Consider the following 24,843-nt stretch of genomic DNA (forward strand, 5'->3'; position numbering starts at 1 on the left):
GCCCGCGATCCCCGTAGGATGGGCCGCATGGCGAAGACCGGTACGACGACCCAGGGGCTGCGCGCGGCGATCGAGCGCAGCGGCTACTACCCGGCTCTCGTGGCCGAGGCGGTCGAGTCCGCCGTGGGCGGCGAGCCGGTGTCCTCGTACCTCGTCCACCAGGAGACGACCTTCGACTCCAACGAGGTGCGCCGGCACGTCACGGTGCTGGTGCTCACCGACACGCGGTTCATCGTCAGCCACACCGACGAGCAGCCCGCCGACGGCACGTCCCCCTCGCCGTACGCCACGACGTCCACCGAGTCGGTGAAGCTGGAGCGGATCTCCTCCGTCGTCCTCAGCCGCGTCGTGGCCAACCCCGAGTCCTACACGCCCGGCACCCTGCCCCGCGAGGTCGTGCTGACCATCGGCTGGGGCGCCGTCTCCCGGCTCGACATGGAGCCCGCCAACTGCGGCGACCCCAACTGTGAGGCGGACCACGGCTACACGGGCTCCCTCACCGCCGACGACCTCTCCCTGCGCGTCAGCGAGGCGGGCGACGGACCGGACACCGTCCGCCAGGCGCTCGCCTTCGCGCAGGCGCTCTCCGAGGCCACCGCGGCGACGACCGGCACCCGCTGATGGCAGAGCCCCTCCCGTACGGCACGGCACCGCACGACCCCGCGCCCCTGGATCCGGCCACCGCGCCCGTACCGCGCTACGGCGAGGCGTCGTTGGCCGACCTGCTCCCCGCGATCGCGGCCGGACAGGGCGTCCCCGGCATGTCCTCCGGGCTCCGACTGGAGCCCGCGGACCGGGCCTGCGTCTTCCTGGTGGACGGCATGGGGTGGGAGCTGCTGAGGGAGCATCCCGACGAGGCGCCCTTCCTGACCTCGCTGCTGGCTACCTCCCACGGTGGAACCGGCCGGCCCGTCACCGCGGGCTTCCCGTCCACCACCGCCACCTCGCTGGCCTCCGTGGGCACCGGCCAGGTCCCCGGCGTCCACGGACTGCCCGGCTACACCGTGCTCGACCCGGAGACCGGCGAGCTGATGAACCAGTTGCGCTGGCAGCCGTGGACGGACCCGTACCTGTGGCAGCCGTACCCCACCGTCTTCCGGCTCGCCGACGCGGCCGGGATCGCGGCGTGCCAGGTCACCGCGCCCCACTTCGAACACACTCCGCTGACGAAGGTCGCGCTCTCCGGCGGAACCTTCCACGGCCGGTTGTCGGCCGAGGAACGGATGGACCTCGCGGCCGACCGACTGGGCGCGGCCGACCGCACGCTGGTCTACACGTACTACGCCGAACTGGACGGCAACGGCCACCGCCACGGTGTGGACTCCGACGCCTGGCGCGGTCAACTGATGTACGTCGACCGGCTCGCGCAGCGCCTGGCCGAGCAACTCCCGCCGCGTTCCGCCCTCTACATCACCGCCGACCACGGCATGGTGGACGTGCCCAGCACCCCCGAGGCCCGTTACGACTTCGACGAGGACTGGGAGCTGCGCGCGGGCGTCGCGCGCCTGGGGGGCGAGGGGCGGGCCCGCCACCTGTACGCCGTGCCGGGCGCGGCCGGGGACGTCCACGCCGTCTGGCGCGAGGTGTTGGCCGACCGGGCCTGGGTGGCCACCCGGGACGAGGCGATCGAGCTGGGCTGGTTCGGTCCGAAGGTCGACGACCGGGTGCGGGCCCGGATCGGCGACGTGGTGGTCGCGATGAGTGACGGCATCGCCGTCGTCGCCACCGAGGCCGAGCCCAACGAGTCCGAACTGGTCGGCATGCACGGTTCCATGACGCCCGCCGAGCAACTGGTCCCCCTGCTGGAGGTCCGCACGTAGGGTGCCGTCGAGCGCCCGCGCCCGGCCCCGCCCGCCGCGCCCACCGGGCGTCCGGCCGGCACCGAACCGAACCGGGCCCCCCCGTCCACCGCCGACCCGCCGAAAGGTCCCGCCTCCCCATGCCCGAACTGGTCTTCTTCGCCGGAACGATGGACTGCGGGAAGTCCACCCTCGCGCTCCAGATCCAGCACAACCGCTCGGCGCGGGGGCTGTCGGGGATGATATTCACGCGCGACGACCGGGCGGGGAAGGGGCTGTTGTCCTCCCGCCTGGGACTGGTCACCGAGGCGGTCGAGGCCGGTGAGGGCTTCGACTTCCACGCCCACCTGGTGAAGCATCTGACGGCGGGCGGCCGCACGGACTACGTGATCGCGGACGAGGCGCAGTTCCTGGCGCCCGAGCAGGTGGACCAGTTGGCCTGCGTCGTCGACGACCTGGGCATCGACGTCTTCGCCTTCGGCATCACCACGGACTTCCGGACCAGGCTCTTCCCCGGCTCCCAGCGGTTGGTCGAACTGGCCGACCGCATCGAGTCGTTGCAGGTCGAGGCGTTGTGCTGGTGCGGTGCCCGGGCCACTCACAACGCCCGCACCGTCGACGGGAGGATGGTCGTCGAGGGCGCCCAGGTCGTCGTCGGGGACGTCGGCGGGGCGACGGGCGAGGTCGGTTACGAGGTGCTGTGCCGACGCCACCACCGACGCCGGCTGACCGCCGCCGCGGCGCGGACGGGCACGCTCTCCCCGGACGTGCTGCCGGTGGACGACACGGACGCCCCCGCCTTCTCCCGTTCGTAGCGGGAGGCCGCGGACCCCTTGCGTCCGCCCGCCGCGCCGTGGAAGTCCGTGGTCACGCGCGTGGCGGTCGGCCCCCGAGGCGGGGTGCCGACCGCCGGACGGCTCACCGCTCCGTGGAGATCACCGCGAAGGGCACGCCCTCCCGGTCGGCGAGGCGGGCCGTCCGCCCGTACGGCGAGTCGCCCGGCGGGACCAGTACCTCCCCGCCCAGCTCGGTCGCCCGACGGGCCACAGTGTCGGTGTCCTCCACCTCGACGTACACCAGCCAGTGCGCTCCCCGGTCGCGCGGCAGGGCCGATCCGACGCCGCGTATGCCCCCGACGATCCGGCCCCGTGCCGTCACGGTGAGGTAGTCCGACTCCTCGGAACCCGCCCGCTCCCCGTCCCGTTCCGGGTGCTCGACGTCCAGGTCGAACACCGACCGGTAGAACTTCTCGACCGCCGACGTCCGGTAGGTGATCAGCTCGTTCCACACCACGGTGCCCGGGCCGCCGTCCGCCGCCGCTCCGCCGCCCGTGTCGTCCTGCCAGATGCCGAAGGGGGCACCGGCCGGATCCGAGGCCACCGCCACGCGGCCGGTGCCCTCCGTCCCCAGCGGCCCGACCCCGACCGTCCCGCCGCACAGCCGGACCGTCTCCGCCGTCTTGTCGGCGTCGTCGGAGGCCAGGAAGGGCGACCAGGAGGGCAGGCACCGCCGGCTTTTCGGCATCGGGCGGATGCAGGCGACATCGCGGCCGTCGAGTACGGCGCGGAAGTGCGGTCCGGTCGGTCCCTGTTCGTGCTGGTACTCCCAGCCGAAGAGGTCTCGGTAGAAGTCACGGCTCGTGGTCGGGTCGCCCGTCAACAGGCTCACCCAGCACGGGGTGCCCGGAGCACGTCGAGTCGCTGCCTCGCTCATCTCTTCACTTCTCTCCTCGGGACCGTCGTCGATGCGGTCGTCCGGTGTTCTGCCGCCTACTGTCGGTGCCCATGCTCTCACTCGCCGCCTCCGTCGCCCACGGAGCCCCCGACGGGGCGGGGCGCGCACCGGAAACGGGGGAAGGTGTCCGTCATGTCACCTCGTGTCCCTTCCGGCCCGTGCGCGGACGCTGCTCGCCACGGACCGGCCCGGGGGCACGGGGGACACACGGAGTCGGTCGCGCGAGGATACGGCCATGGCAGTCATCGTCACCCCTACCCAATTGGCGCGTGAACTCACCGGTCCGTCCGTGCCGCCGACGCTGCTCGACGTCCGCTGGCGGCAGGGCGGCCCCCTCGGACGCGCCGAGTACGAGACGGGCCACCTGCCCGGCGCCGTGTACGTCGACCTCGACACCGAACTGGCCGGGCCCGTGGGCGAGGGGACGGGCCGTCACCCGCTCCCCGATCCGGACGAGTTCGGCGCCGCGATGCGCCGGGCCGGGGTCCGCGACGGACATCCCGTGGTGGTCTACGACGGGGGCCAGGGCTGGGGCGCGGCCCGAGCCTGGTGGCTGCTGCGCTGGGCCGGTCACGAGGACGTGCGGGTGCTGGACGGCGGTCTCGCGGCGTGGGACGGTCCCCTGAGTCGCCGGACCCCGGAACCGGTCGAAGGCGACTTCACCCCCCGCCCCGGAGCGCTCCCGGTGTTGGACGCGGACGGTGCGGCGGCCCTGGCCCGTACCGGTGTGCTGCTCGACGCCCGCGCGGCCGAGCGCTACCGCGGCGAGGTCGAGCCGATCGACAGGGTCGCCGGTCACATCCCCGGCGCGCTCTCCGCCCCGACCACCCGGAACACGACCGCGGACGGGACCTCCTTCCGGCCCGCCGCCGAACTGGCCGCGCGCTTCGCCGGACTGGGCGTCGACGCGGACACCGAGGTGGGCGTCTACTGCGGCTCGGGCGTCTCCGGAGCCCACGAGGTGCTCGCCCTGGCGATCGCCAGCATCGACGCGGCGCTGTACGTGGGCTCCTGGTCGCAGTGGTCGGCCGATCCCTCGCGGCCGGTGGCCACCGGCCCCGAACCGGGCTGAGTCGTACGGAAGCGCACGGAGCCGTACGGAAACATGCGACGGCCGGGGGCGGGGCCCGTCCCCGCCCCCGGCCGTCGCATGTCACTCCTGCTTCTTGCGGCGCGTACCGAAGACGATCTCGTCCCAACTGGGCACCGCCGCCCGACGTCCCGGACGGACGCCGTCCGCCTCGGCCTGACGGTCGGTGTTGCCCGTGAGTCGGTCGCGGTGACCCGCCACCGAACGGGGCATGAGCACGTCCGCGTACGCCGAACCGGCGCTCGCCGCGGGTGCCGGGGGCTCCACCGCCTCCGGCTCCTCGGACGGCTCGTCGTCGGACGGGCCGTCCGAGGACGACTGCTCCGGCACGACGAGGTCACCGCGGAAGCTGGGCACCGCCTCCAGGAGGCTGGTCAGCGAGTCCCGCTCGCCGCCCCGGTCCGACCCGGCGTCGTCGTCGGACGAGGAGGCCTCCGGGCGGTCCCGCTCCGAGCCCTCCGTCCGGTCGAAGCGGTCGCGCGGCAGCCGGGCGATGCGGGGCACGAACGGGAAGCTCGGCTCGGGCGTGTCGTCGCTCTCCCCGATCAGCGCCCGCGCCTCGTCGTCCACGGCCTGCACCAGCCGGCGCGGCGGGTCGTACGTCCAGCTCGCCGAGTGCGGCTCACCCGCCACCCGGTAGACCAGCAGCACCTCCCAGGTGCCGTCGTCCCGCCGCCAGGAGTCCCACTGCACCGTGTCCCGGTCGGCGCCGCGCAGCATCAGGCGTTCGGCCACGGCCTCGCCGAGCTGCGGGCCGGTGCTCTCGCCGGGGCGGCGCACCGGGGTCTTGCGGGCCCGCTCGGCCATGAACGCCCGCTCCGCCAGCACCGGTCCCTCGAACCGTCGCACGCGGTCCACCGGGATGCCGGCGAGTTGGGCGACCTCCTCGGCGGTGGCGCCGGCTCGTATCCGGGCCTGGATGTCGCGCGGGCGGAGGTGGCTCTCGACCTCGATCTCGATCTGTCCGAGGCGGGCCCGGTCGTTGCGGACGGCGGCACGCAGCCGCTCGTCGATGGGCAGCGTGTACTCCGTGTTGTCGGCAGCCTTGAGCACCAGCCGTGTGCCGTCGTTGCTGACGGCCACGACACGCAGTTCGGGCATGGGAACCTCCCGGATGGTGCCTGCCGACGTCACGTGCGTCGCTGCTCCCGTTGGACGAGTGTGGCGTGCCCGGGTGCAGCCTGCCACAACCTTGCCGGCTCGCCCGGCGTGTCGGGTCCGCACCCCGGCCCGCCACGTGGCACGGTTGCCTGTCGACCACACACGGTCACCGAATCGGTTACCGTGCGTGGTACCGGCTGACCGGAGCCAGGGTCAGGGCTCGTCACACTACTCCATTGGGGCCATGCCAGTGGATCGGCACGCCGCCCAAGTTCTCACAGGCGGCGGCGGTTGAACACCATGCGGGTCGTAAAAAGACGGTGTCGGGCGATTGGATCTTCACCCGATCCCCTGAATCGGAATCCCTACCTCGACTTCCGGGGTGCCGCGGGGGCGGAGAGGAAGATATGTGCGATCCGGCTCCATCGGGGGACGAACGGTCCTGGAGGGTGACGTTCCGCAGCCGGCCCGACCGGCTGCGTCCCCGTGCCCTCGGCACGGCCGCGCCGCCGCGCCGCCGTCCTCAGTCCCCCAGCACGCGCCGCAGGTGGTCGTTGGCGAACACCCGATCCGGGTCGAGCCGGTCGCGCAGCGCCGTGAACTCCCCGAAGCGCGGGTGGACCCCGGCGAGGTACTCCGCGTCGCGGCTGTGCAGCTTGCCCCAGTGCGGGCGCCCGTCGTACGCGACCATGATCTGCTCGACCGCCGTGAAGTACCGCTGGTACGGGGTCCCGCGGTACAGGTGCGCCGCCACGTAGACCGTGTCGCGCCCCGAGGCGGTGGAGAGCGTGATGTCGTCGGCGGGCGCGACCCGCACCTCCACCGGGAAGTTCACCCGCAGATCCGAACCGTCCACCACCGCCCGCAGGTCGCGCAGCGCCGCCACCGCGGCCGCCCGCGGCAGGGCGTACTCCATCTCCACGAAGCGGACCCGGCGCGGGGAGGTGAAGACCCTGTACGGGATGTCGGTGTAGGTGCGGGCCGACAGCGCCCGACCGGCGACCCCGGCGATGCCGGGGACGGCGGCGGGCACGGCCCGGCCCACCGAGCAGGCCGCCTGGAAGACCCCGTTGGAGAGGAACTCGTCCGACAGCCAGCCGCCCAGGCGCGGCAGCGGGTCGAGCGGTCCCGCGCTGCGGTTGTTGCGCTTGGTGACGCAGCGGTCGGTGTGCGGGAACCAGTAGAACTCGAAGTGCTCGTTGCCGGTCGCCAGTTCCTCGAAGTCCGCCAGCACCGCGTCCAGACGCATCGGCTCCTCGCGCGCCGTCAACAGGAACAGCGGCTCGACGGCGAAGGTGACCTCGCCGACCACCCCCAGCGCCCCCAGACCGATCCGGGCGGCGGCGAAGACGTCGGGGTTCTCCTCGGCCGAGCACCGCAGCACCGACCCGTCGGCCAGGACCATCTCCAGCTCGCGGACCTGGGCCGCCAGCGAACCGGAGTCACGCCCGGTGCCGTGGGTGCCGGTGCCGATCGCGCCGGAGACGGTCTGCTCCATGATGTCGCCCATGTTGGTCAGGGACAGGCCCTCGGCGGCGAGCCCCCGGTTGAGCCGCCACAGGGGCGTCCCCGCGGCGACGGAGACCGTCCCCGCCGCGCGGTCGATCCGGCGTATGCCGGTGAGGTGGTCGGGACGTATCAGCACGCCTTCGGTGGTGGCCACCGGTGTGAACGAGTGACCGGTGCCGGCGGCCTTGACGGTCAGCCCGTCCTCGACGGCCCGGCGCACCGCCTCCGCGAGCCCCTCGGTGGTGGAGGGAGCCACCGTCCGCAGGGGCGCGGCCGTGACGTTGCCCGCCCAGTTGCGCCACGTGGGCCCCGCAGGGCCCCACGACGGCCGGGCCGCGCGTGTGCTCATCGCCGACGTCCCTCCCCATGGCTCGCCTGCCGCGCCGCACCGCGCCCACGCGGCCCCGGCCCGGCGCGGACGGCGCCCGGCCGGTTTGGAGGGGGATCATACTCACGCCGCCGCCCGCCCGTCCGGCGGTGGGTCCGAACGGGCGGCGGGAGGGGATGGCAGGATCGGGGCATGCCCGACGCAACCGACACCCGTCCCTACGACGCCCTGCTGCTGCTGTCCTTCGGAGGCCCGGAGGGGCCCGACGACGTGGTCCCGTTCCTGGAGAACGTCACCCGAGGTCGGGGGATCCCGCGGGAGAGGCTGAAGGAGGTCGGGCAGCACTACTACCTGTTCGGCGGGGTCAGCCCGATCAACGCCCAGAACCGCGAGCTGCTCGCCGCCCTGCGCGAGGACTTCGCCTCGGCCGGCCTGGACCTGCCCGTCTACTGGGGCAACCGCAACTGGGCGCCGTACCTGACCGACACCCTGCGCGAGATGGTGAACGACGGCCGCCGCCGCGTCCTGGTACTGGCCACCAGCGCCTACGCCTCCTACTCCGGCTGCCGCCAGTACCGGGAGAACCTCGCCGACGCGCTCGCCGCCCTGGAGGAGGAGGGACTCCCGCTGCCGCGCGTGGACAAGCTGCGGCACTACTTCAACCACCCCGGCTTCGTCCGGCCCATGGTCGAGGGGGTGCTGGCCGCCCTGGCCGAGCTGCCCCAGGAGGTGCGCGACGGCGCCCACCTGGCCTTCACCACCCACTCCATCCCCACCTCGGCGGCCGAGACCTCCGGACCCGCCGGCGGCGCGTACGTCGCCCAGCACCTGGACGTGGCGCGGGTGATCGCCGACGCGGTGCGCGAGGAGACCGGGGTGGACCGCCCCTGGGAGCTGGTCTACCAGTCCCGCAGCGGCGCCCCCCACGTCCCCTGGCTGGAGCCGGACATCTGCGACCACCTGGAGGACCTCCACGGGCGGGGCGTGCCGGGCGCGGTGATGGTGCCGATCGGATTCGTCTCGGACCACATGGAGGTCCTGTACGACCTCGACACCGAGGCGAGGGCGAAGGCGGAGGAGCTGGGTCTGCCCGTGGCGCGGTCCGCCACCGTCGGCGCGGATCCGCGTTTCGTCGCGGCCGTGCGCGACCTGGTGGTGGAGCGCGCCGCCACCGAGCGCGGCGAGCGGCCCGAGCGCTGTGCGCTGGGCGCGCTGGGCCCCAGCCACGACGTGTGCCCGGTGGGGTGCTGCCCCGGTCGTGAACCGAGGCCCGCCGCCGCGGGCGCCGACAGCCCGTACGCCTGAACCGCGCCCCCACACGGCCCACACGGGCCCACGGAGTGCGCGCGGTCCGCCACCACGCCAGGGACACCAGGAACACCAGGGACACCAGGGAGAAACGTGACCGACCCGCTCAGGACCGAACTCCTCGACCTCGCGCTGGAGGCCGCCCGCCGGGCGGGTGCGCTGCTGCTCGACGGCCGCCCCGCCGATCTGGGAGTGGCCGCGACCAAGACCAGCCCCGTCGACGTGGTCACCGAGATGGACCTCGCCTCCGAGCAGCTGATCACCGACTTCCTCTCGGAGCACCGCCCCGACGACGGTTTCCTGGGCGAGGAGGGCGCCTCGATCGAGGGCACCAGCGGAGTGCGCTGGATCGTCGACCCGATCGACGGGACCGTGAACTACCTCTACGGGCTGCCCGCCTGGGCGGTCTCCATCGCCGCCGAGTACCGGGGCGAGACCGTCGTCGGCGTCGTGGAGATCCCGCCGCGGGGCGAGACCTACCACGCGGTGTCGGGCGAGGGCGCCCGCCGCAACGGGGAGCGGGTGGCCTGCCGTCCCTCCCCGCCGCTGGAACGGGCGCTGATCGGCACCGGCTTCAACTACGTCGCCGAGCGCCGCACCGCCCAGGCGGACGTGGCGCGCGAGCTGCTGCCGCGCGTCCGTGACATCCGCCGCTCCGGATCGGCGGCCATCGACCTGTGCGACGTCGGGGGCGGCCGGCTGGACGGCTTCTACGAGCGCGGGCTGCACCCCTGGGACGTCGCGGCGGGCGACCTGGTGGCCCGGGAGGCCGGCGCGCTCACCGGCGGCCGTCCCGGGCGGGCGCCGGACGGCGACCTGACGGTGGCCGCCTCACCGGGGGTGTTCGAGGTGCTCCAGCCCCTTCTGGAGGAGCTGGGCGCCTGGCACGACTGAGACGCCGCCGTGCACGCACCGGCGCCCCGAGCGGGGATTCCCCGCTCGGGGCGCCGGCCCGGGGCTCTCGATCGGTCAGGCGCCGGCGGCGCCGACCTCCACCTCCACTCCGTACTCGGCGGCCAGACGGCGCAGGTCCTCCAGTTCGGCCTGCTCGACGTCCACCAGGAAGTCGTCGCCCGACTCGCGAGCGCGGATCAGGTCGGACTCCGTGTTCCGTATGCGCTGCAGAATGCCTGCGGTGAACGCGTCCATGGTGCGCCCCCTCGTCATGGGTCGTTGGCACGGGGGTGTGCCGAGGGTGGGGCGATCACGGTGCGGCCCCCGAAGCGGTCGACCGACGGTCCTCCGACGCTGGGGGAGAGGGTCGTGACATGCCGTCTACAGGGCGTGATCGCGGGTGTACTGCCGTCCTCCCCATCTCAAACCTCAGAGAAACCTCAATCGGGACGAAAATTCGGGGAGCGACCGCGACGGGAGTCGTTTACGGCCCGTTTACGGAGGTCGCGGGCAGGATGGGGAGGGTGACGGAGGAGTGTGCCGTCCCGGTGAACCGGTACGGTCCGCCGTGAAACCGTACCGGGTCCGGTCGTCCCGACGGCCCTGACCCCGAAACCCCTGACCCCGGGCCCCGACCCCAGAGAGGACACCCCCGTGCGCGTACTCGTCGTCGAGGACGAGCAGCTGCTCGCCGATGCCGTGGCCACCGGGCTGCGCCGGGAGGCCATGGCGGTCGACGTGGTCTACGACGGCGCGGCGGCCATGGAACGCGTGGGGGTCAACGACTACGACGTGGTGGTCCTCGACCGCGACCTTCCGCTGGTCCACGGCGACGACGTGTGTCGCGGCATCGTCGAACTGGGGCTGCCCACCCGGGTGCTGATGCTCACCGCCTCGGGCGACGTCAGCGACCGCGTGGAGGGACTGGAGCTGGGCGCGGACGACTACCTGCCCAAGCCCTTCGCCTTCAGCGAACTGACCGCCCGGGTGCGGGCGCTCGGCCGCCGCACCACCGCCCCGCTGCCGCCGGTGCTGGAGCGCGCCGGGATCCGGCTGGACCCGGGCCGCCGCGAGGTCTTCCGCGACGGCAGGCAGATCCACCTGGCACCCAAGGAGTTCGCCGTGCTGGAGGTGCTCATGCGGGCGGAGGGCACGGTGGTCTCCGCCGAGCAGCTCCTGGAGAAGGCCTGGGACGAGAACACCGACCCGTTCACCAACGTCGTGCGGGTCACCGTGATGACCCTGCGCCGCAAACTCGGGGAGCCGCCGGTGATCGTCACCGTGCCCGGCTCCGGATACCGCGTCTGAACCCGCCGACCCGAGAGCCGTCGATGACACCCAGCACGCCCCACACGCCCGGGGTGCCCGGAGCCCCGGGCACCCCGCCCCCGCCGCCCCCCTCGGCGCCCCCCAAGCCCACCTGGGACCCGTTCCAGCCGGGCCGCTCCCACCCCTGGCTGCGGCCCACCATCCGCATACGGCTGACGTTGCTGTACGGCGGGATGTTCCTCATCGCCGGGATCGTGCTGCTGACGATCATCTACCTGCTGGCGGCCCAGGCCCTCAAGGACGGCAGCCACCTGCCCTTCCAGATCGTCGGGGTACGGGACCAGACGACCGACGCCGTCTGCCGGCTGCCCGGTCGGGACGGTGGCGAGCTGACCACCTCGGAGCTGACCGCCGCCGTCCAGCAGTGCATGGAGAACCAGCGGCGGATCGCCCTGGACGTGCTGTTGCAGCGCTCCCTGCTGGCGCTGCTGGGACTGGCGGTGGCCGCCTTCGCCGTCGGCTACGTCATGGCGGGACGGGTCCTGGCGCCGCTGGAGCGGATCACGCGCACCGCGCAGCGGGTGGCCGGCTCCGACCTGCACCGGCGGATCGAGCTGGACGGTCCGGACGACGAACTCAAGGAGCTGGCCGACACCTTCGACCAGATGCTGGACCGGCTGGACCGGGCGTTCACCGCCCAACAGCGGTTCGTCGCCAACGCCTCGCACGAGCTGCGCACCCCGTTGGCGATCAACCGCACCCTGTTGGAGGTCCAGCTCTCCGACCCCGGGGCGTCGCCGGAGCTGGTCCAGCTCGGCAAGACGCTGCTGGCCACGAACGAGCGCAGCGAGCAGCTGGTCGAGGGGCTGCTGCTGCTCGCCCGCAGCGAGAACGAGATCGTCGACCGCAAACCCGTCGACCTGGCCGAGGTCGCGGCCCGGGCCCTGGAGCAGGCGCGCGGCGAGGCCCGGGAGCGGGAGGTGGAGTTGCGCGACGCACGGCGACCGGTGTACGTGCAGGGCAACGGTGTGCTGCTGGAGCGCGTCGCGCTCAACCTGGTGCAGAACGCCGTGCGCTACAACCTCCCGGGGGGCGGCTGGGTCTCGGTGGAGACCCGGGTCCGGCAGGGGTTGGCGGAGCTGGTGGTGGAGAACACCGGACCGATGGTCCCGGCGTACGAGGTGGACAACCTCTTCGAACCCTTCAGGCGGCTGCGCACCGAGCGCACCGGCAGCGACCGGGGGGTCGGCCTCGGGCTGTCGATCGTGCGCTCGGTGGTGCGTGCCCACGGCGGGACGGTCATGGCGAGCCCCCGTGAGGAGGGAGGGCTGCTGGTACGGGTCACGCTGCCGGTCTGAGCCGGCCCGAGCCGATTCGGGCCGGCTCGGATCGGCCCGGACCGAGCCGGGGCACGTGGCGATGGAACACCTCACTCCGGGGATCTTTTGCGGGGAGAAAACGGGAATGTCGCCCGCTTCGAATCCGTTGTGATCGATCACACACGCGATTTTTCGGCCATGTGCGGTCGGCGGCGAGGAGACCGGCGAAAAATGCCGGAAAATCCATGTTTCCGCAGGTGATGAACGTGGAAGAGAGGGGAGACGGTGCGTGTGAAGTACCACATTCCGGTCGCCGTCCGCCCCGGTCGACGGCCGACTCGATCACCCCATCAGGGGCGCGGTTGGGTGTCGATTGAGTAACAGGGCTTGATGTGAGGCAAAATCTCCGCCTCGGGTCGGGCACAAGTCCGGCCCCTCGCGCGTTACGTGCGCTGGAGACACCGCAGACACCCAGAGGGGGAGAGCGATATGGCAACCGACTACGACACCCCACGCAAGACCGACGACGACGTCAACGAGGACAGCATCGAGGAGCTGAAGGCCCGGAGGAACGACAAGGCCGCCTCGACCGTCGACGTCGACGAGTTCGAGCAGGCCGAGGGCCTGGAGCTGCCCGGCGCGGACCTCTCCAACGAGGAGCTGTCCGTGCGGGTGCTGCCCCGCCAGGCCGACGAGTTCACCTGCATGAGCTGCTTCCTGGTCCACCACCGCTCGCAGCTGGCGGCGGAGAAGAACGGGCACCCCATCTGCCGCGACTGCGCGGCCTGAGCCGGGGCGCCCGTTGATGGCGGCCGAAGAAGCACGTGACGCCGGGCGGGGTCACGACCGGAGGACCTCGCTCGCGCCCGAGACCGCACCCGCAGCCGCCCTCGGCCGCGGGCTGCGGCGGCTCCGCGCACGCCGCGCGGGGGACGGCGGGGGCGACGTCGAGCGGGAGCCGCGTGAGCGCGGCACCGTCAGGGCGTTCCTGGGAGTGGTGGCCGACCGCATCGTCGACATCGCCCCCAGGATCCCCGTACGGGACCTGGCCACGCTCCGTCGGCAGTTCCCGGGCCTGGGCCCCGAGGAGATGGCCGACCGGCTGGTCTCCGGCGCGCTGAAGGGCAGCGCGACCGTCGGTGCCGGGGTGGGCGCCTCGGCGATGCTTCCCGTGCCCCCCGCGATGCCGGCCGAACTGGCCGCCGAGGTCGTCGGTGTGGCCGCGGTGGAGATCAAGCTCATCGCGGAGCTCCACGAGGTCTACGGACGGCGACCGCCCGGCAACGTCCGGGAACGGGCGGCCGCCTACCTGGACGCCTGGACGCGGGAGCGCGGCGTGGAGCCGGCCGTGCCGGCGACGTTCGGCATCGCGTTCGGCAACAGCATGAGGCGGCGACTGCGCCAGACCCTCCTCAAGCGCACGGTGCGCAACCTCCCCAACCTCACACCGCTCATGATCGGCGCGGTGGTGGGCGCGATGATGAACCGCCGCGACACCAGGAAACTGGCCCAGAAGGTCCGCGACGACCTCAGGAAGCGGCAGGTCCCCTGGGAGGCGCTCCCCTCCCACGGCGAGACGGTCGAGTCCGCCCCGGCCCTCCCGCCCACCGGGCGGGGCGCGCCGGAGTCCGGAGGCTGACGGGCCGGGAACGACAGGGCGCCTCCCCCTCGTCCCCCCTCGTCCCACCCCACCGTTCCGCGCACCGCGACCCTCCGGCGACGGACACGGTCCCGCTCCGACCCCGACGCGGCGTGACCTACCGGCGGGCCGTCTCCAGGACGCCCGCCAGTTCCGCGGGCCGCCGCGTGGACAGATACAGGTACGGCGTGGGGTCCTGCGGATCGGCGACCTCGACGCGCACCGCCGTGGGCACGTAGCCGCGCAGCAGCATGTACGCGCGGGGATCGGCGCGATGGGTGCGCCAGGCCAGCGCCTCCTCCGCGTCCAGCACCCGCACCTCGCCCAGGGCCTCCAGCGGCACCCGGGCGTCCCCGGCGACCAGGGAGTCGGCCAGTACGCGGATGCGGGCCGAGCCGTAGGAGCTGACCGCCGCCGCGGCCAGTGCCGTGCCCACCACCAGACCGCCCAGCAGGGGCAGAACGCCCAGGGGGAAGAGGACCAGGCCCGTGCAGACCCCGAACAGGGCGGTGATCAACCACCAGGAACGGGGCGCCGTGAGCCGCTCGTCGTACAGCACGCCAGGGGAAAGCATGGAATCAGCTTGGCACGCCCGCGACCGGGTCCCCGACCCGGCGGTAAGGTCGGCAACCGTGAGTGCGACCGAGACTTCCCTGACACCGCCCAAGGACGCCGTCCGGCCGGTGCGCCACCCCGACGCCCCCGCGCCCGGCGAGCCGTTGGGCGCCCACTACGCGCAGTGCTTCGGCTGCGGCGCCGAACAGCGGCACGGGCTGCACATCCGGGCACGGGCCGGCGAGGGGGTCGGTGTCACCGCCGAGTTCACCGTCCGCCCCGAACACCAGGGAGCTCCCGGTCTCGCCCACGGCGGGCTGCTGGCCGCCGCCCTGGACGAGACGCTGGGGTCCCTGAACTGGCTGATGCACACCATCGCCGTCACCGGGCGGCTGGAGACCGACTTCCTCCGGCCCGTGCCCGTGGGCTCCGTGCTGCACCTGACGGCGCGGGCCACCGCCCGGCACGGGCGCAAGATCTACTGCACCGGCACCGGGCGCATCGGCGGCCCCGACGGACCGGTGGTGGTGCGCGCCGACGCGCTCTTCATCGAGGTGAAGGTCGAGCACTTCGTCGATCACGGCCGTCGGGAGGAGATCGAGGCGGCCATGGCCGATCCCGACACCGTCCGCCGTGCCCGGGCTTTCGAGGTGAACCCGTGAGCGCCGCGATCCCCCCGGGGCGCCGCCCCGTCGACGTGCTGATCCGTCGCCTCGATCCCGAGGTGCCGATCCCCTCCTACGCCCATCCCGGCGACGCGGGCTGCGACCTGGTCACCACCGAGGCGGCCGAAATCGCCCCCGGCGAACGCGTCGTGTTGCCCACGGGGGTTTCCATCGCGCTGCCCGACGGGTACGCCGCCTTCGTGCATCCGAGATCCGGTCTGGCCGCCCGCTGCGGGGTCTGCCTCGTGAACGCCCCCGGAACCGTCGATGCCGGGTACCGTGGGGAGATCAGGGTGATCGTGGCCAACCTGGACCCGCGCGAGAGCGTGCGGTTCGAGCGGTTCGACCGCATCGCCCAGCTCGTCGTCCAGCAGGTCGAGAGGGTGCGCTTCCACGAGGTGGAGGAGCTGCCCGGCTCGGCGCGAGCGGCGGGGGGCTTCGGCTCCACGGGCGGCCATGCCGCACAGGATCGTGCGGCACGGGAGCGTGCCGCACAGCACAACCATTACGCTGCGGTCGCGGCCGACGAGGCTGCCGACCTGAAGGGACAGTGACGTGTTCGGACGTCGTCGCAAGAAGAAGGTAGAGCCCGAGGGCGCCTCGGACGAGTTCGAGACGGAACGCTCCGACGAGGACACCGACGCGTCGGACGGGTCCGCCGACGATGCCGGTGGCGCGCAGAACCGGGTGAAGCTGCCCCCGGCGCCCCGGCCGGACGGCCCCTGGGACGTGAGTGAGCTGCACGCGCCCGGCGAGGGCCGCGTCGACCTGGGCGGGATGTTCGTGCCGGGGGTACCCGGCATGGAACTGCGGGTGGAGGTCGCCGGTGACGCCATCGTCGCCGCCACCATCGTCCTCAAGGACAGCGCCATCCAGCTCCAGGCGTTCGCCGCCCCCAAGCGCGAGGGCATCTGGGACGAGGTGCGCGAGGAGATCGCCTCGGGCATCACGCAGAAGGGCGGCATCATCGACGAGGTCGAGGGTCCGCTCGGCTGGGAGCTGCGCGCCCAGGTACCGGTGCGCCTCCCGGACGGCAACGGCGGCATGCAGGTCGTGCGCTTCGTCGGCGTGGACGGCCCCCGCTGGTTCCTGCGCGGGGTCATCTCCGGCCAGGGCGCGGTCCAGCCGCAGGCCGCCGGGCTGCTGGAGCAGGTCTTCCGCGACACGGTCGTGGTACGCGGCGACGGCCCGATGGCCCCGCGCGACCCGATCGTCCTGAAGCTCCCCGACGACGCTCAGATGGTGCCCGACGGCGTGCAGCAGGACCAGGCCCAGGAAGGGTCCCGGTTCGCCGGGGGCATCGACAAGCTCCAGCGGGGGCCGGAGATCACCGAGGTCCGTTGAGACGTCGGACGGACGGAGCGGACGCGAGCCCTGCCGCCGGAAGCGGCGGGGCTCTGTGTCTGCGGCGCCGCCGGAGGGCGGAGGGCGCCGGGACACGGAGCGGAGCGGCCGTTCACCGGCGGAGGCGCCCGACGGGCGCTAGGCTCGAAGACGTCCGGAGCGCTCCGGAAGGGGAGGCCTGATGGGTGTCGTGGTCGAGGTCGAGGAACTGCACCACTCCCACGGCCACGGACCGGACGCCACCCCCGTACTGCGCGGTCTGTCGCTGACCGTGCGGCGCGGTGAACTGGTCGCCGTCACCGGGCGCCCCGGCGCCGGTCGTACCACCCTGCTCGGCCTCGTCGGCGGTCTGGACACCCCCGTCTCCGGCCGGATCACCGTCGACGGCGTACGGCTGGACGGGCTGGGCGAGCAGGAACGCCTCCGACTGCGCCGCGACCGCATCGGCGTCGTCTTCCCCTCCCCGGGGCTGCTGCCGGTCCTCACCGTCGCCGAGAACGTCGGTGTGCCGCTGCGGCTGCGCAACATGCCCGAGGACGAGCGCGACGAGCGGGTGCGCGCCCTGTTGGCCGAGGTCGGTCTCACCGACGTGGCCGGGCGGCGGCCCGACGAACTCGGCGGCGACCGGCGCCGGCGCGTCGCGCTCGCCCGTGCCCTGGCCGTCCGCCCCGTGCTCCTCGTCGTCGACGAGCCCACCGCACAACTCGAACCCGATGAGGGGCGGGCCGTGACGGAACTGCTCCACACCGCCGTCCGCCGGCGGGGCACCACCGCCCTGGTGGCCACTCGCGACCCCTGGCTGCTGGCCCGCGCCGACCGCGTGCTGGAACTGCGCGACGGGCTGTTGCGCGGGACCGGACCGGACCGCCGCCCGCTGCCCGCGTCCCCCTAGGGCACCGCGGACGGCGGACCCGCGGGGAGGCGCGGGAAGGAAGCGGTGGGCGCACGGAGGCGACCCGTGACGTCTCTTCCGCCACATCCTCCGATCCCGGCGCCGAAGGGCATTACCCCCGGTGACGGGCGCGGGTACGCTGGCCGCATGAGTGGCGCTACCCGAGTCGAGAGGCAGAGCGGCCGACTGCGGCGCCTCCTCGGACGGCTTTCCTCCTCACAGGAGGACCTGCTCTCCGCCGAACTGCGGCAGGACACCGAGGAGAGCGGCTGCACCCGCATCTGCGACTGCGGCGACCGGCAGATCGTCAAGGTGACCGGTACGCTGCGCACGGTGACGCAGCGCCCCCGGGCCGGCGTGCCCGCACTGGAGGCGGAGCTGTTCGACGGCTCCGCGGCCCTGGACGTGGTGTGGCTGGGCCGCCGCTCCATCGCGGGCATAGAGCCGGGCCGCAGGATGATCGCCTCCGGACGGATCGCGATGAACCGGGGTCATCCGGTGCTGTTCAACCCCAAGTACGAGCTGCGCCCCATCGGGCAGGACAGCGGACAGGAGTAGCGGGTGACCTCTCTCGACAGGCCGGCCGACGGCGGGGACGAGTCCCGAGGCGGAGCGGCGGGCGGAGCCGGGTCCGGGACGTCCGCCCCGACGGTGACGGACAAGGCCCTGATGGAGGCGTTCGGCGGGGTGCGCGGCATGGTGGACACCACCGTGCCCGGACTGGTCTTCGTGCTGGTCTACACGGTCGGACGGGACCTGCACACGGCCGCCGTCGCCGCCCTCGGCCTGAGCGTGCTGCTCGCCCTGGCCCGTCTGGTGCGGCGCGAGACCCTCAAGCACGCCTTCAGCGGCGTCTTCGGGGTCGCCATCGGCGCCGTCTTCGCGATGATGTCGGGCGATGCCAAGAACTTCTACCTGCCCGGCATGCTCTACACCCTGGGCCTGGCAGTCGCCTACTGCCTCTCGGCGGTGCTGCGCTTCCCGCTGATCGGAGTGCTGCTCGGGCCGCTGATGCGCGAGAACCTCTCCTGGCGCACCCGCAACCCCGGCCGACTGAAGGCGTACACCAAGGCCACCTGGGCGTGGGGTCTGGTCCTGCTGGGCAAGTCGGCGATCCTCTTCCCCATCTACTTCTGGGGGGACGTCACCCAACTCGGCTGGGTGAAGGTGGCGCTGGGCATCCCACCGTTGCTGCTGTGCGTCTACCTGACCTACGTCTTCCTGGCCAAGGCGCCGCCGCCGATCGACGTGATCGCCGAGATGGAGGCCGAGGAGGCCGCCGAGCGGGAGCGCGAGGAGGCGCGGGGGAACGCCGCGGCACGGACGGAGCCCTGACGCCTCCCGCGTCCGCCCGGCGGACGGCGGAGCGCGCGACACGGGTGGGGCCCGGCCGGTAGGCCGGGCCCCACCCGTGTCGCGCCGGCCCTCAGAGGTCGTCCGGCTCGCGCCGCTTGGACAGCAACTCCTCCAGCTGCTGCTCGCGGGACTGCGCGGCGACGAAGAGCAGCTCGTCGCCCGCCTCCAGGGAGTCGTCGGGGCCGGGCGTCAGCACCCGGCTGCCCCGGATTATCGTGACCAGCGAGGTGTCCTCGGGCCACCGCACGTCGCCCACCCGCGTCCCGGCCAGGGTGGACCCCGGGGGCAGGGTCAGCTCCACCAGGTTGGCGTCGCCCTGGCTGAAGCGCAGCAGCCGCACCAGGTCGCCGACGCTGACCGCCTCCTCGACCAGCGCGGACATCAGGCGTGGGGTCGAGACGGCCACGTCGACGCCCCAGGACTCGTTGAACAGCCACTCGTTCTTGGGGTTGTTCACCCGTGCCACGACCCGCGGCACGCCGTACTCGGTCTTGCCGAGCAGCGACACCACGAGGTTCACCTTGTCGTCGCCGGTCGCGGCGATCACGACGTTGCAGCGCTGGAGCGCCGCCTCGTCCAGCGAGGTGATCTCGCAGGCGTCGGCCAGCAGCCACTCGGCCTGCGGCACCTGCTCCACCGAGATGGCCGCGGGCGACTTGTCGATCAACAGCACCTCGTGGCCGTTCTCCAGCAGTTCACCGGCGATGGAGCGCCCCACCGCCCCCGCTCCGGCGATCGCGACCCTCACAGCGCCTCCTCGTGAACCTCGTGGACGTCCCCGTCCGCCGGGCCCCTTCCGTCCCACGGTGGGACGGGGAGGAGGGGGGAGGCGGACGTCGTGGTCATGTGCGGCGCGCGGGCCGCGCGTGCCCCGTTCACCGGCGTTCCTCCTCCGGGCCCCGCGAGAACACCGCTTCCACGTCGCCGACCTGGTCGCAGCGCATCATCACGTGCACCAGGTCGCCCTCCTGGAGCACCGTCTCGGAGGTGGGCAGCATCGCCTCGCCCAGCCTGGTGATGAAGGCGACCCGGGTGCCCGTCTCCTGCTGGAGCCGGCTCACCCGGTGCCCGACCCAGGCGGCGGACGCCTGCACCTCGGCGAGTTGGACGCCGCCGGTCGGGTCCAGCCACAGCGGCTCCGCCCCCGAGGGCAGGAGCCGCCGCAACATCTGGTCGGCCGTCCAGCGGACCGTGGCGACGGTCGGGATGCCCAGGCGCTGGTAGACCTCGGCGCGGCGGGGGTCGTAGATGCGGGCCGCCACGTTCTCCACACCGAACATCTCGCGTGCCACCCGGGCCGCGATGATGTTGGAGTTGTCGCCGCTGCTGACCGCGGCGAAGGCCCCGGCCTCCTCTATCCCCGCCTCGCGCAGGGTGTCCCGGTCGAAGCCGACCCCCTCCACCCGGCGGCCGCCGAAGGCCGAACCCAGCCGGCGGAACGCCGTGGGATCCCGGTCGATGATGGCCACGGTGTGGCCCCGCTGTTCGAGGGTCCGAGCGAGCGCGGCGCCCACGCGCCCGCATCCCATGATGACGATGTGCATGAGGCCGCTACCCCGTACCTTCCGCTGCCGTTACGCCCCGGGACAGCATCGCGCATCATCCTTCCCGCCCCCGACGGGGGCACCTGCCAGGTGGCCTTCCGGCCGTAACGCTACCCGGCATCCGGCGCGACGGGACCGCTCCGGTCCCGCTCGGCGTCCTCGGGTCGCGTCCGCGCCCCGCCGCCGTCCCGGCCGAGCGCGCTGGGCCACCACACCGTCGGGCCGATGTCCCGGGCCAGGGCCGGGACCAGCAGGGAACGGACGACGACGGTGTCCAGCAGCACGCCGAAGGCGACGACGAAGGCGATCTGGGCCAGGAAGGAGAGCGGGATCACCACCAGCGCCGCGAAGGTCGCGGCCAGCACCACCCCGGCGGAGGTGATCACGCCGCCGGTGGCGACCAGGCCCTTGAGCACGCCCAACCGGTTGCCGTGGCGCCGGGTCTCCTCGCGGACCCGGGTCATCAGGAAGATGTTGTAGTCCACGCCCAGGGCGACCAGGAACACGAAGCCGTACAGCGGGATCGACGGGTCGGTTCCCCCGAAGCCGAACAGGTGCTCGAAGACCAGCGCGGAGACGCCCAGGGTGGCGAGGAAGTTCAGCGCGACGGTCGCCACCAGGAGCAGCGGCATCACCAGCGAGCGCAGCAGGCCGACCAGGATCACCAGGATGACGGCCAGCACCACGGGGATGATCAGCGCCCGGTCCTCGCGCGCGGTGTTCCGGGTGTCGAGTTGTTGGGCGGTGTAGCCGCCGACCAGGGCGTCCGCGCCGTCCACCGCGTGCACCGACGCGCGCAGCCGCTCCACGGTCCGCAGGGCGGCGTCGGAGTCGCTCGCGTCCGACAGGGTGGCCTGGATGCTCACCCGGCCGTCGACGACCCTGGGCTCGCCCCCGCCGGGGCGGCCCGAGTCGGTGACGGGCGCGACCGAGGCGACGCCCTCGGTGTCCGAGGCGGCGGCGACCACCGGTGCCAGGCGGTCGGCGTCGGCGATGATCACCGCGGGGTTCCCGGAGCCGCCGGGGAAGTGCTCGCTCAGCTTCTCCTGGGCGGTGACGGACGGCGCGCCCCCCACGAAGGTCTCGCTCAGCGGCACCCCCTTGGAGGAGAGCGTCGGGAAGAAGGCGGCGGCGACCGCCAGGCACACCGCCGAGGTCGCCCACACCCGGCGTGGGGAGCGGTCCACCAGCGCGGCGACCCGGCCCCACACCCCGCCGGCCGACTCCGGCCCGGTCGGGTCCACGGGCGGCTTGGGACGGGCGGGCCAGTACGCGGCCCGGCCGAGCGCGACGAGCGCGGCGGGCAGGAAGGTCAGGGCGCCGAGCATGGCGCAGGCGATGCCGATGGCGCCCACGGGCCCCAGGGCCCGGTTGTTGCGCAGGTCGCTCAGGAGCAGCGCCAACAGGGCGAGGGCGACGGTGGCGCCGCTGGCGGTGATCGCCCCCAGGGAGCGGCGCAGCGCGGCCCGGCCGGCGGCGAAGCGGTCGCCGCGCAGCGCGAACTCCTCGCGGAACCGGGCGGACAGCAGCAGTCCGTAGTCGGTGGCGGCGCCGATGACCAGGATGAACAGGATGCCCTGCACCTGGCCGTCGACCCGTACCACGTCCTCCCGGGCCAGGAAGTAGACGATCGCGCAGGCCAGGGCCAGGGCGAAGACGGAGCCGAGGATGATGACCAGCGGCAGCAGCACACTGCGGTAGACCAGCAGCAGGATCAGCAGCACCACGCTCAGCGCGACGGCCAGCAGCAGTCCGTCGATCCCGGCGAACGCCTCGGAGAGGTCGGCCTGGGTGGCGGCCGGTCCGGCGATGTGGGCGGAGGTGCCCTCGACCTTCCCCGCGGTCTCGCGCAGGGAGTCGACCACTTCGGGGAACTCCTCGTCGAGGTCGGGGGAGAGCTGGAGCACGGCCCGCAGGGCCTCGCCGTCCTCGGAGGGCACGGCGGGGGAGGGGCGGCCCTCCACGCCCTCGACGCCGGCCAGTTCGGCCAGGACGGCGTCGGCCTGCTCGCGCCGGGTCTCGTCGAGCCTTCCGCCCTCGGACTCCCACACGACGATGGCGGGGACGGTCTCGGCCTCCTGGAACGCCTTCCGTTGTTCGGTGACCCTCGTCGACTCGGCGTTCTCGGGCAGGAAGGACGCCTGGTCGTTGGCGGCCACCTCGCCGAGCTTCCCCGCGTACGAGCCGAAGGCGCCGCCGACCGCAAGCCAGACGACGATCAGTGCGGCGGGCACCAGCCACCGGAGGAAACGTGGTGTGGATGTCATGGACTTCCCTGGTCTGACGGGGGGCGCGGCCCCATCCGGGCGGGCAGAAATCTTTATGATCGAGAATCTCTGTGATCGAGACTGTATATCGTGGGGGAGTGAGCGCATCGGACGACCCCGTGGGCGAGGCGGCGAAGGACCCCACCGGACTCCAGACCTTCGCCGTGCTGCTGCGCCGGATGAACGGCGAGTTCGGCCGCGCGACGCACGACTTCGCCCAGGCCCAGGGGCTCCACCCCACCGACGTGCAGGCCCTGGCGGAGATCCTGGACGCGGGGGACGACGGGCCGGTCACCCCCGGCATGCTGCGCGAACGGCTCCGGCTCACCTCCGGCGCGGTCACCGCGTGCCTGGACAGGCTGGAGCGCGCCGGGCACATCCGTCGCGCCCGGGACTCGAACGACCGCAGGATCGTCCACCTCCACTACGCCCCTCGGGGCCGGGAGGTGGCCCGCGAGTACTTCCGTCCCCTCGCGCAGGCCACCGAGGCCGTCCGGCGGCGCTTCAGCGACGCCGAACTCCGCGTCGTCGCGGCCTTCCTGGCAGCCATGAACGAGGAGCTGGCCGCGCCGCGTCACCACCCCGACGGGGACCCGCCCCGACCGACGGGGCCGTAGCCGGTCCGCCTGTGGCCGAGGTCGATCCCGTCGCCTCGGCGGCCGAGGTCGATCCCGTCGCCTCGGCGGCCGAGGCGATGTTGCGCGCCATGCCCCCGAATACCACCGCGTGGAACGGCGAAACGCCCCACCAGTACGCCTGACCCGACAGGCCGTGCGGATGGAACAGCGCCCGCTGCCGGTAGACGGACCGTCCCGCGGGCCCGCGCTCGACCGTCAGCTCCAGCCAGGCCAGGCCCGGCAGCCGCATCTCGGCCCGCAGCCGCAGCAGCCGGCCCGGCTCGATCTCCTCCACCCGCCAGAAGTCCAGCGAGTCGCCCGCCCGCAGCCGCTCCGCGTCCCGTCGCCCCCGGGTCAGTCCCACCCCGCCGACCAGCCGGTCCAGCCGGCCGCGGACCGCCCAGGCCAGGGGGGAGGAGTACCAGCCGTGCTCGCCGCCGATGCCCTCCACCACGCGCCACAGCGCCTCGGGCGGAGCGTTCACCTCGCGCTCGCGCACGTCGGTGTAGAGGCTGCCGCCCGCCCAGTCGGGATCGGTGGGCAGCGGGTCGCTGGGCGCGCCGGGCACCGAAGCGGAGGACCAGCGGGTGGCCACCTCCGCGTCCTTGATCCGCTTCAGGGCCAGCCGCAGGGCCCGGTCCAGGCCCACCGGACCGCCGGGCGGGTCGGGCACGTACCGGGTGATGTCGTGCTCGGCGCAGACCACCTCGTGCCGCAGCGACTCCGTCAGCGGCCGGGCGATCGCGGCCGGCACCGGGGTGACCAACCCGATCCAGTGGCTCGACAGCCGCGGCGAGAGCACCGGCACCGGGACGATGAGCCGCTTCGGCAGCCCGGCCACCGCGGCGTAGCGCCGCATCATCTCGTGGTACGTCAGGACCTCCGGGCCGCCGATGTCGAAGGTCCGGTTCACCTCCGCGGGCAGCGTGGCGCAGCCCACCAGCAGGCGCAGCACGTCGCGGACGGCGATCGGCTGGAGCCGGGTGCGCACCCAGGTGGGGGTGATCATCACCGGCAGCCGCTCGGTCAGGTAGCGCAGGATCTCGAAGGACGCCGAGCCCGAGCCGATCACCACCGCCGCCCGCAGCACGGCCGTCGGCACCCCGGACTCCAGCAGCAGACGCCCCACCTCCGCCCGGGAGCGCAGGTGCGGTGAGAGCTCCTCCTCGGGCACGCCGGGCGGGGTCAGCCCGCCCAGGTACACGATCCGGCCCACTCCGGCGGCCCGCGCCCCCTCGCCGAAGGTCCGGGCGGCCTCGCGGTCGGTGTCCTCGAACCCGAGCCCGCCGCCCATGGAGTGCACCAGGTAGTAGGCGACGTCCACCCCCTCCAGGGCGGCGCGCACCGAGGAGGCGTCCGTCACGTCGCCGCGGACCACCTCGACCCGGTCGGCCCAGGGGTGGTCGCGCAGCTTGCCGGGGGTGCGGGCCATGCAGCGCACGGTGTGACCGGCCGCCAGCAGCTCGGGCACCAGCCGGCCGCCGATGTAGCCGGTCGCCCCGGTGACCAGGCACCGCGGCGGCCGGTGGGGGGCCGCTCCCCGGTCCTCGCGGTCCTCGCGGTCCTCGCCGCGCTCCTCCGTGCCCGTGTGCCGGTTCACGTCACGTCCCGTC

Annotated in this window: 27 protein-coding genes; 17 read left to right on the plus strand and 10 right to left on the minus strand. The window is 73.4% G+C overall.

Going from position 1 to position 24,843, the window contains the following annotated elements:
• Positions 1-27: 27 nt before the first annotated feature.
• From F0L17_RS20080 to F0L17_RS20090, 3 genes are all read left to right on the plus strand, one after another.
• On the plus strand, positions 28-621 hold the full coding sequence (locus tag F0L17_RS20080; RefSeq protein ID WP_155072141.1) for a DUF5998 family protein: 594 nt from the start codon (positions 28-30) through the stop codon (positions 619-621).
• Complete coding sequence (locus F0L17_RS20085) at positions 621-1,820, plus strand: alkaline phosphatase family protein (RefSeq protein WP_155072142.1); 1,200 nt, start codon at positions 621-623, stop codon at positions 1,818-1,820. The genes F0L17_RS20080 and F0L17_RS20085 overlap by 1 nt, the downstream gene beginning before the upstream one ends.
• A 119-nt stretch (positions 1,821-1,939) precedes the next feature.
• Positions 1,940-2,614 carry a thymidine kinase gene (locus tag F0L17_RS20090; protein WP_155072143.1) on the plus strand — a complete coding sequence of 225 codons (675 nt, stop codon included), beginning with the start codon at positions 1,940-1,942 and terminating at the stop codon, positions 2,612-2,614.
• Between the two features lie 103 nt (positions 2,615-2,717).
• On the opposite strand, the gene F0L17_RS20095 is transcribed toward F0L17_RS20090, so the two are convergent.
• Positions 2,718-3,512, minus strand: a complete 795-nt coding sequence (locus F0L17_RS20095) for a VOC family protein (protein WP_155072144.1) — start codon at positions 3,510-3,512, stop codon at positions 2,718-2,720.
• A 256-nt stretch (positions 3,513-3,768) separates the two neighbouring features.
• Between F0L17_RS20095 and F0L17_RS20100 the strand changes: the two genes are divergently transcribed.
• Complete coding sequence (locus tag F0L17_RS20100) at positions 3,769-4,605, plus strand: sulfurtransferase (protein ID WP_155072145.1); 837 nt, start codon at positions 3,769-3,771, stop codon at positions 4,603-4,605.
• An 81-nt stretch (positions 4,606-4,686) separates the two neighbouring features.
• On the opposite strand, the gene sepH is transcribed toward F0L17_RS20100, so the two are convergent.
• Positions 4,687-5,757: a septation protein SepH gene (gene sepH / locus F0L17_RS20105; protein WP_162466472.1), complete on the minus strand. Its 1,071-nt coding sequence runs from the start codon at positions 5,755-5,757 to the stop codon at positions 4,687-4,689.
• Positions 5,758-6,247: 490 nt separating this feature from the next.
• Positions 6,248-7,582 (minus strand): D-arabinono-1,4-lactone oxidase, encoded by a 1,335-nt coding sequence (locus tag F0L17_RS20110; protein ID WP_155072147.1) that lies wholly within the window; start codon positions 7,580-7,582, stop codon positions 6,248-6,250.
• Positions 7,583-7,753: 171 nt separating this feature from the next.
• Between F0L17_RS20110 and F0L17_RS20115 the strand changes: the two genes are divergently transcribed.
• Both F0L17_RS20115 and F0L17_RS20120 read left to right on the plus strand, forming a co-directional pair.
• Complete coding sequence (locus F0L17_RS20115) at positions 7,754-8,866, plus strand: ferrochelatase (RefSeq protein ID WP_155072148.1); 1,113 nt, start codon at positions 7,754-7,756, stop codon at positions 8,864-8,866.
• A gap of 96 nt (positions 8,867-8,962) precedes the next feature.
• Positions 8,963-9,763: an inositol monophosphatase family protein gene (locus F0L17_RS20120; RefSeq protein WP_162466473.1), complete on the plus strand. Its 801-nt coding sequence runs from the start codon at positions 8,963-8,965 to the stop codon at positions 9,761-9,763.
• Positions 9,764-9,838: 75 nt separating this feature from the next.
• On the opposite strand, the gene F0L17_RS20125 is transcribed toward F0L17_RS20120, so the two are convergent.
• Positions 9,839-10,018, minus strand: coding sequence for a hypothetical protein (locus F0L17_RS20125; protein ID WP_155072149.1), 180 nt, complete (start codon positions 10,016-10,018; stop codon positions 9,839-9,841).
• A 399-nt stretch (positions 10,019-10,417) separates the two neighbouring features.
• Here F0L17_RS20125 and F0L17_RS20130 point away from each other — a divergent pair, with 399 nt between their 5' ends.
• The 4 genes from F0L17_RS20130 to F0L17_RS20145 all read left to right on the plus strand — a co-directional run bounded on the left by F0L17_RS20130 (position 10,418) and on the right by F0L17_RS20145 (position 13,990).
• The gene (locus tag F0L17_RS20130; protein ID WP_162466474.1) at positions 10,418-11,071 is read left to right on the plus strand and encodes a response regulator; all 654 of its coding nucleotides are present in this window, start codon (positions 10,418-10,420) and stop codon (positions 11,069-11,071) included.
• A 23-nt stretch (positions 11,072-11,094) separates the two neighbouring features.
• Positions 11,095-12,390, plus strand: a complete 1,296-nt coding sequence (locus F0L17_RS20135) for a sensor histidine kinase (RefSeq protein ID WP_155072151.1) — start codon at positions 11,095-11,097, stop codon at positions 12,388-12,390.
• Positions 12,391-12,840: 450 nt separating this feature from the next.
• A complete protein-coding gene (locus F0L17_RS20140) occupies positions 12,841-13,140 on the plus strand; it encodes a DUF4193 domain-containing protein (RefSeq protein WP_031508810.1) in 300 nt (99 codons plus the stop codon).
• A 16-nt stretch (positions 13,141-13,156) separates the two neighbouring features.
• Entirely contained in the window at positions 13,157-13,990 is an 834-nt protein-coding gene (locus F0L17_RS20145; protein ID WP_238419475.1) for a hypothetical protein, read from the plus strand.
• A 118-nt stretch (positions 13,991-14,108) separates the two neighbouring features.
• Here F0L17_RS20145 and F0L17_RS20150 read toward each other — a convergent pair whose 3' ends face one another.
• Positions 14,109-14,564, minus strand: a complete 456-nt coding sequence (locus F0L17_RS20150; RefSeq protein WP_155072152.1) for a DUF3093 domain-containing protein — start codon at positions 14,562-14,564, stop codon at positions 14,109-14,111.
• Positions 14,565-14,622: 58 nt separating this feature from the next.
• Here F0L17_RS20150 and F0L17_RS20155 point away from each other — a divergent pair, with 58 nt between their 5' ends.
• The 6 genes from F0L17_RS20155 to F0L17_RS20180 all read left to right on the plus strand — a co-directional run bounded on the left by F0L17_RS20155 (position 14,623) and on the right by F0L17_RS20180 (position 18,781).
• Positions 14,623-15,207, plus strand: coding sequence for a hotdog domain-containing protein (locus F0L17_RS20155; protein WP_162466475.1), 585 nt, complete (start codon positions 14,623-14,625; stop codon positions 15,205-15,207).
• Positions 15,204-15,764 carry a dUTP diphosphatase gene (gene dut / locus F0L17_RS20160; protein WP_338018150.1) on the plus strand — a complete coding sequence of 187 codons (561 nt, stop codon included), beginning with the start codon at positions 15,204-15,206 and terminating at the stop codon, positions 15,762-15,764. The genes F0L17_RS20155 and dut overlap by 4 nt, the downstream gene beginning before the upstream one ends.
• A gap of 1 nt (position 15,765) precedes the next feature.
• Positions 15,766-16,554: a DUF3710 domain-containing protein gene (locus F0L17_RS20165; RefSeq protein WP_162466476.1), complete on the plus strand. Its 789-nt coding sequence runs from the start codon at positions 15,766-15,768 to the stop codon at positions 16,552-16,554.
• A 181-nt stretch (positions 16,555-16,735) separates the two neighbouring features.
• Positions 16,736-17,446: an ABC transporter ATP-binding protein gene (locus F0L17_RS20170; RefSeq protein ID WP_155072154.1), complete on the plus strand. Its 711-nt coding sequence runs from the start codon at positions 16,736-16,738 to the stop codon at positions 17,444-17,446.
• A gap of 147 nt (positions 17,447-17,593) precedes the next feature.
• A complete protein-coding gene (locus F0L17_RS20175; RefSeq protein ID WP_155072155.1) occupies positions 17,594-18,004 on the plus strand; it encodes an OB-fold nucleic acid binding domain-containing protein in 411 nt (136 codons plus the stop codon).
• A 3-nt stretch (positions 18,005-18,007) separates the two neighbouring features.
• Entirely contained in the window at positions 18,008-18,781 is a 774-nt protein-coding gene (locus tag F0L17_RS20180; RefSeq protein WP_420802437.1) for a DUF3159 domain-containing protein, read from the plus strand.
• Positions 18,782-18,872: 91 nt separating this feature from the next.
• Here the strand turns inward: F0L17_RS20180 and F0L17_RS20185 are convergent, their stop codons facing one another.
• The 4 genes from F0L17_RS20185 to F0L17_RS20195 all read right to left on the minus strand — a co-directional run bounded on the left by F0L17_RS20185 (position 18,873) and on the right by F0L17_RS20195 (position 22,613).
• Positions 18,873-19,550, minus strand: a complete 678-nt coding sequence (locus tag F0L17_RS20185) for an NAD-binding protein (RefSeq protein ID WP_162466477.1) — start codon at positions 19,548-19,550, stop codon at positions 18,873-18,875.
• The gene (locus F0L17_RS28105; protein ID WP_274389100.1) at positions 19,547-19,681 is read right to left on the minus strand and encodes a hypothetical protein; all 135 of its coding nucleotides are present in this window, start codon (positions 19,679-19,681) and stop codon (positions 19,547-19,549) included. The genes F0L17_RS20185 and F0L17_RS28105 overlap by 4 nt, the downstream gene beginning before the upstream one ends.
• The gene (locus F0L17_RS20190) at positions 19,678-20,346 is read right to left on the minus strand and encodes a potassium channel family protein (protein WP_155072156.1); all 669 of its coding nucleotides are present in this window, start codon (positions 20,344-20,346) and stop codon (positions 19,678-19,680) included. Before F0L17_RS20190 ends, F0L17_RS28105 begins: the two co-directional genes overlap by 4 nt.
• A 110-nt stretch (positions 20,347-20,456) precedes the next feature.
• The gene (locus tag F0L17_RS20195) at positions 20,457-22,613 is read right to left on the minus strand and encodes an MMPL family transporter (RefSeq protein ID WP_155072157.1); all 2,157 of its coding nucleotides are present in this window, start codon (positions 22,611-22,613) and stop codon (positions 20,457-20,459) included.
• 98 nt (positions 22,614-22,711) lie between these two features.
• Between F0L17_RS20195 and F0L17_RS20200 the strand changes: the two genes are divergently transcribed.
• Positions 22,712-23,230: a MarR family winged helix-turn-helix transcriptional regulator gene (locus F0L17_RS20200; RefSeq protein WP_338018151.1), complete on the plus strand. Its 519-nt coding sequence runs from the start codon at positions 22,712-22,714 to the stop codon at positions 23,228-23,230.
• Here F0L17_RS20200 and F0L17_RS20205 read toward each other — a convergent pair.
• Positions 23,118-24,740 carry an SDR family oxidoreductase gene (locus F0L17_RS20205; protein ID WP_238420747.1) on the minus strand — a complete coding sequence of 541 codons (1,623 nt, stop codon included), beginning with the start codon at positions 24,738-24,740 and terminating at the stop codon, positions 23,118-23,120. The genes F0L17_RS20200 and F0L17_RS20205 overlap by 113 nt on opposite strands.
• Between the last annotated feature and the right edge of the window lie 103 nt (positions 24,741-24,843).

The sequence above is a fragment of the Streptomyces taklimakanensis genome, assembly GCF_009709575.1.
GTDB classification, from domain to species: Bacteria; Actinomycetota; Actinomycetes; order Streptomycetales; family Streptomycetaceae; genus Streptomyces; species Streptomyces taklimakanensis.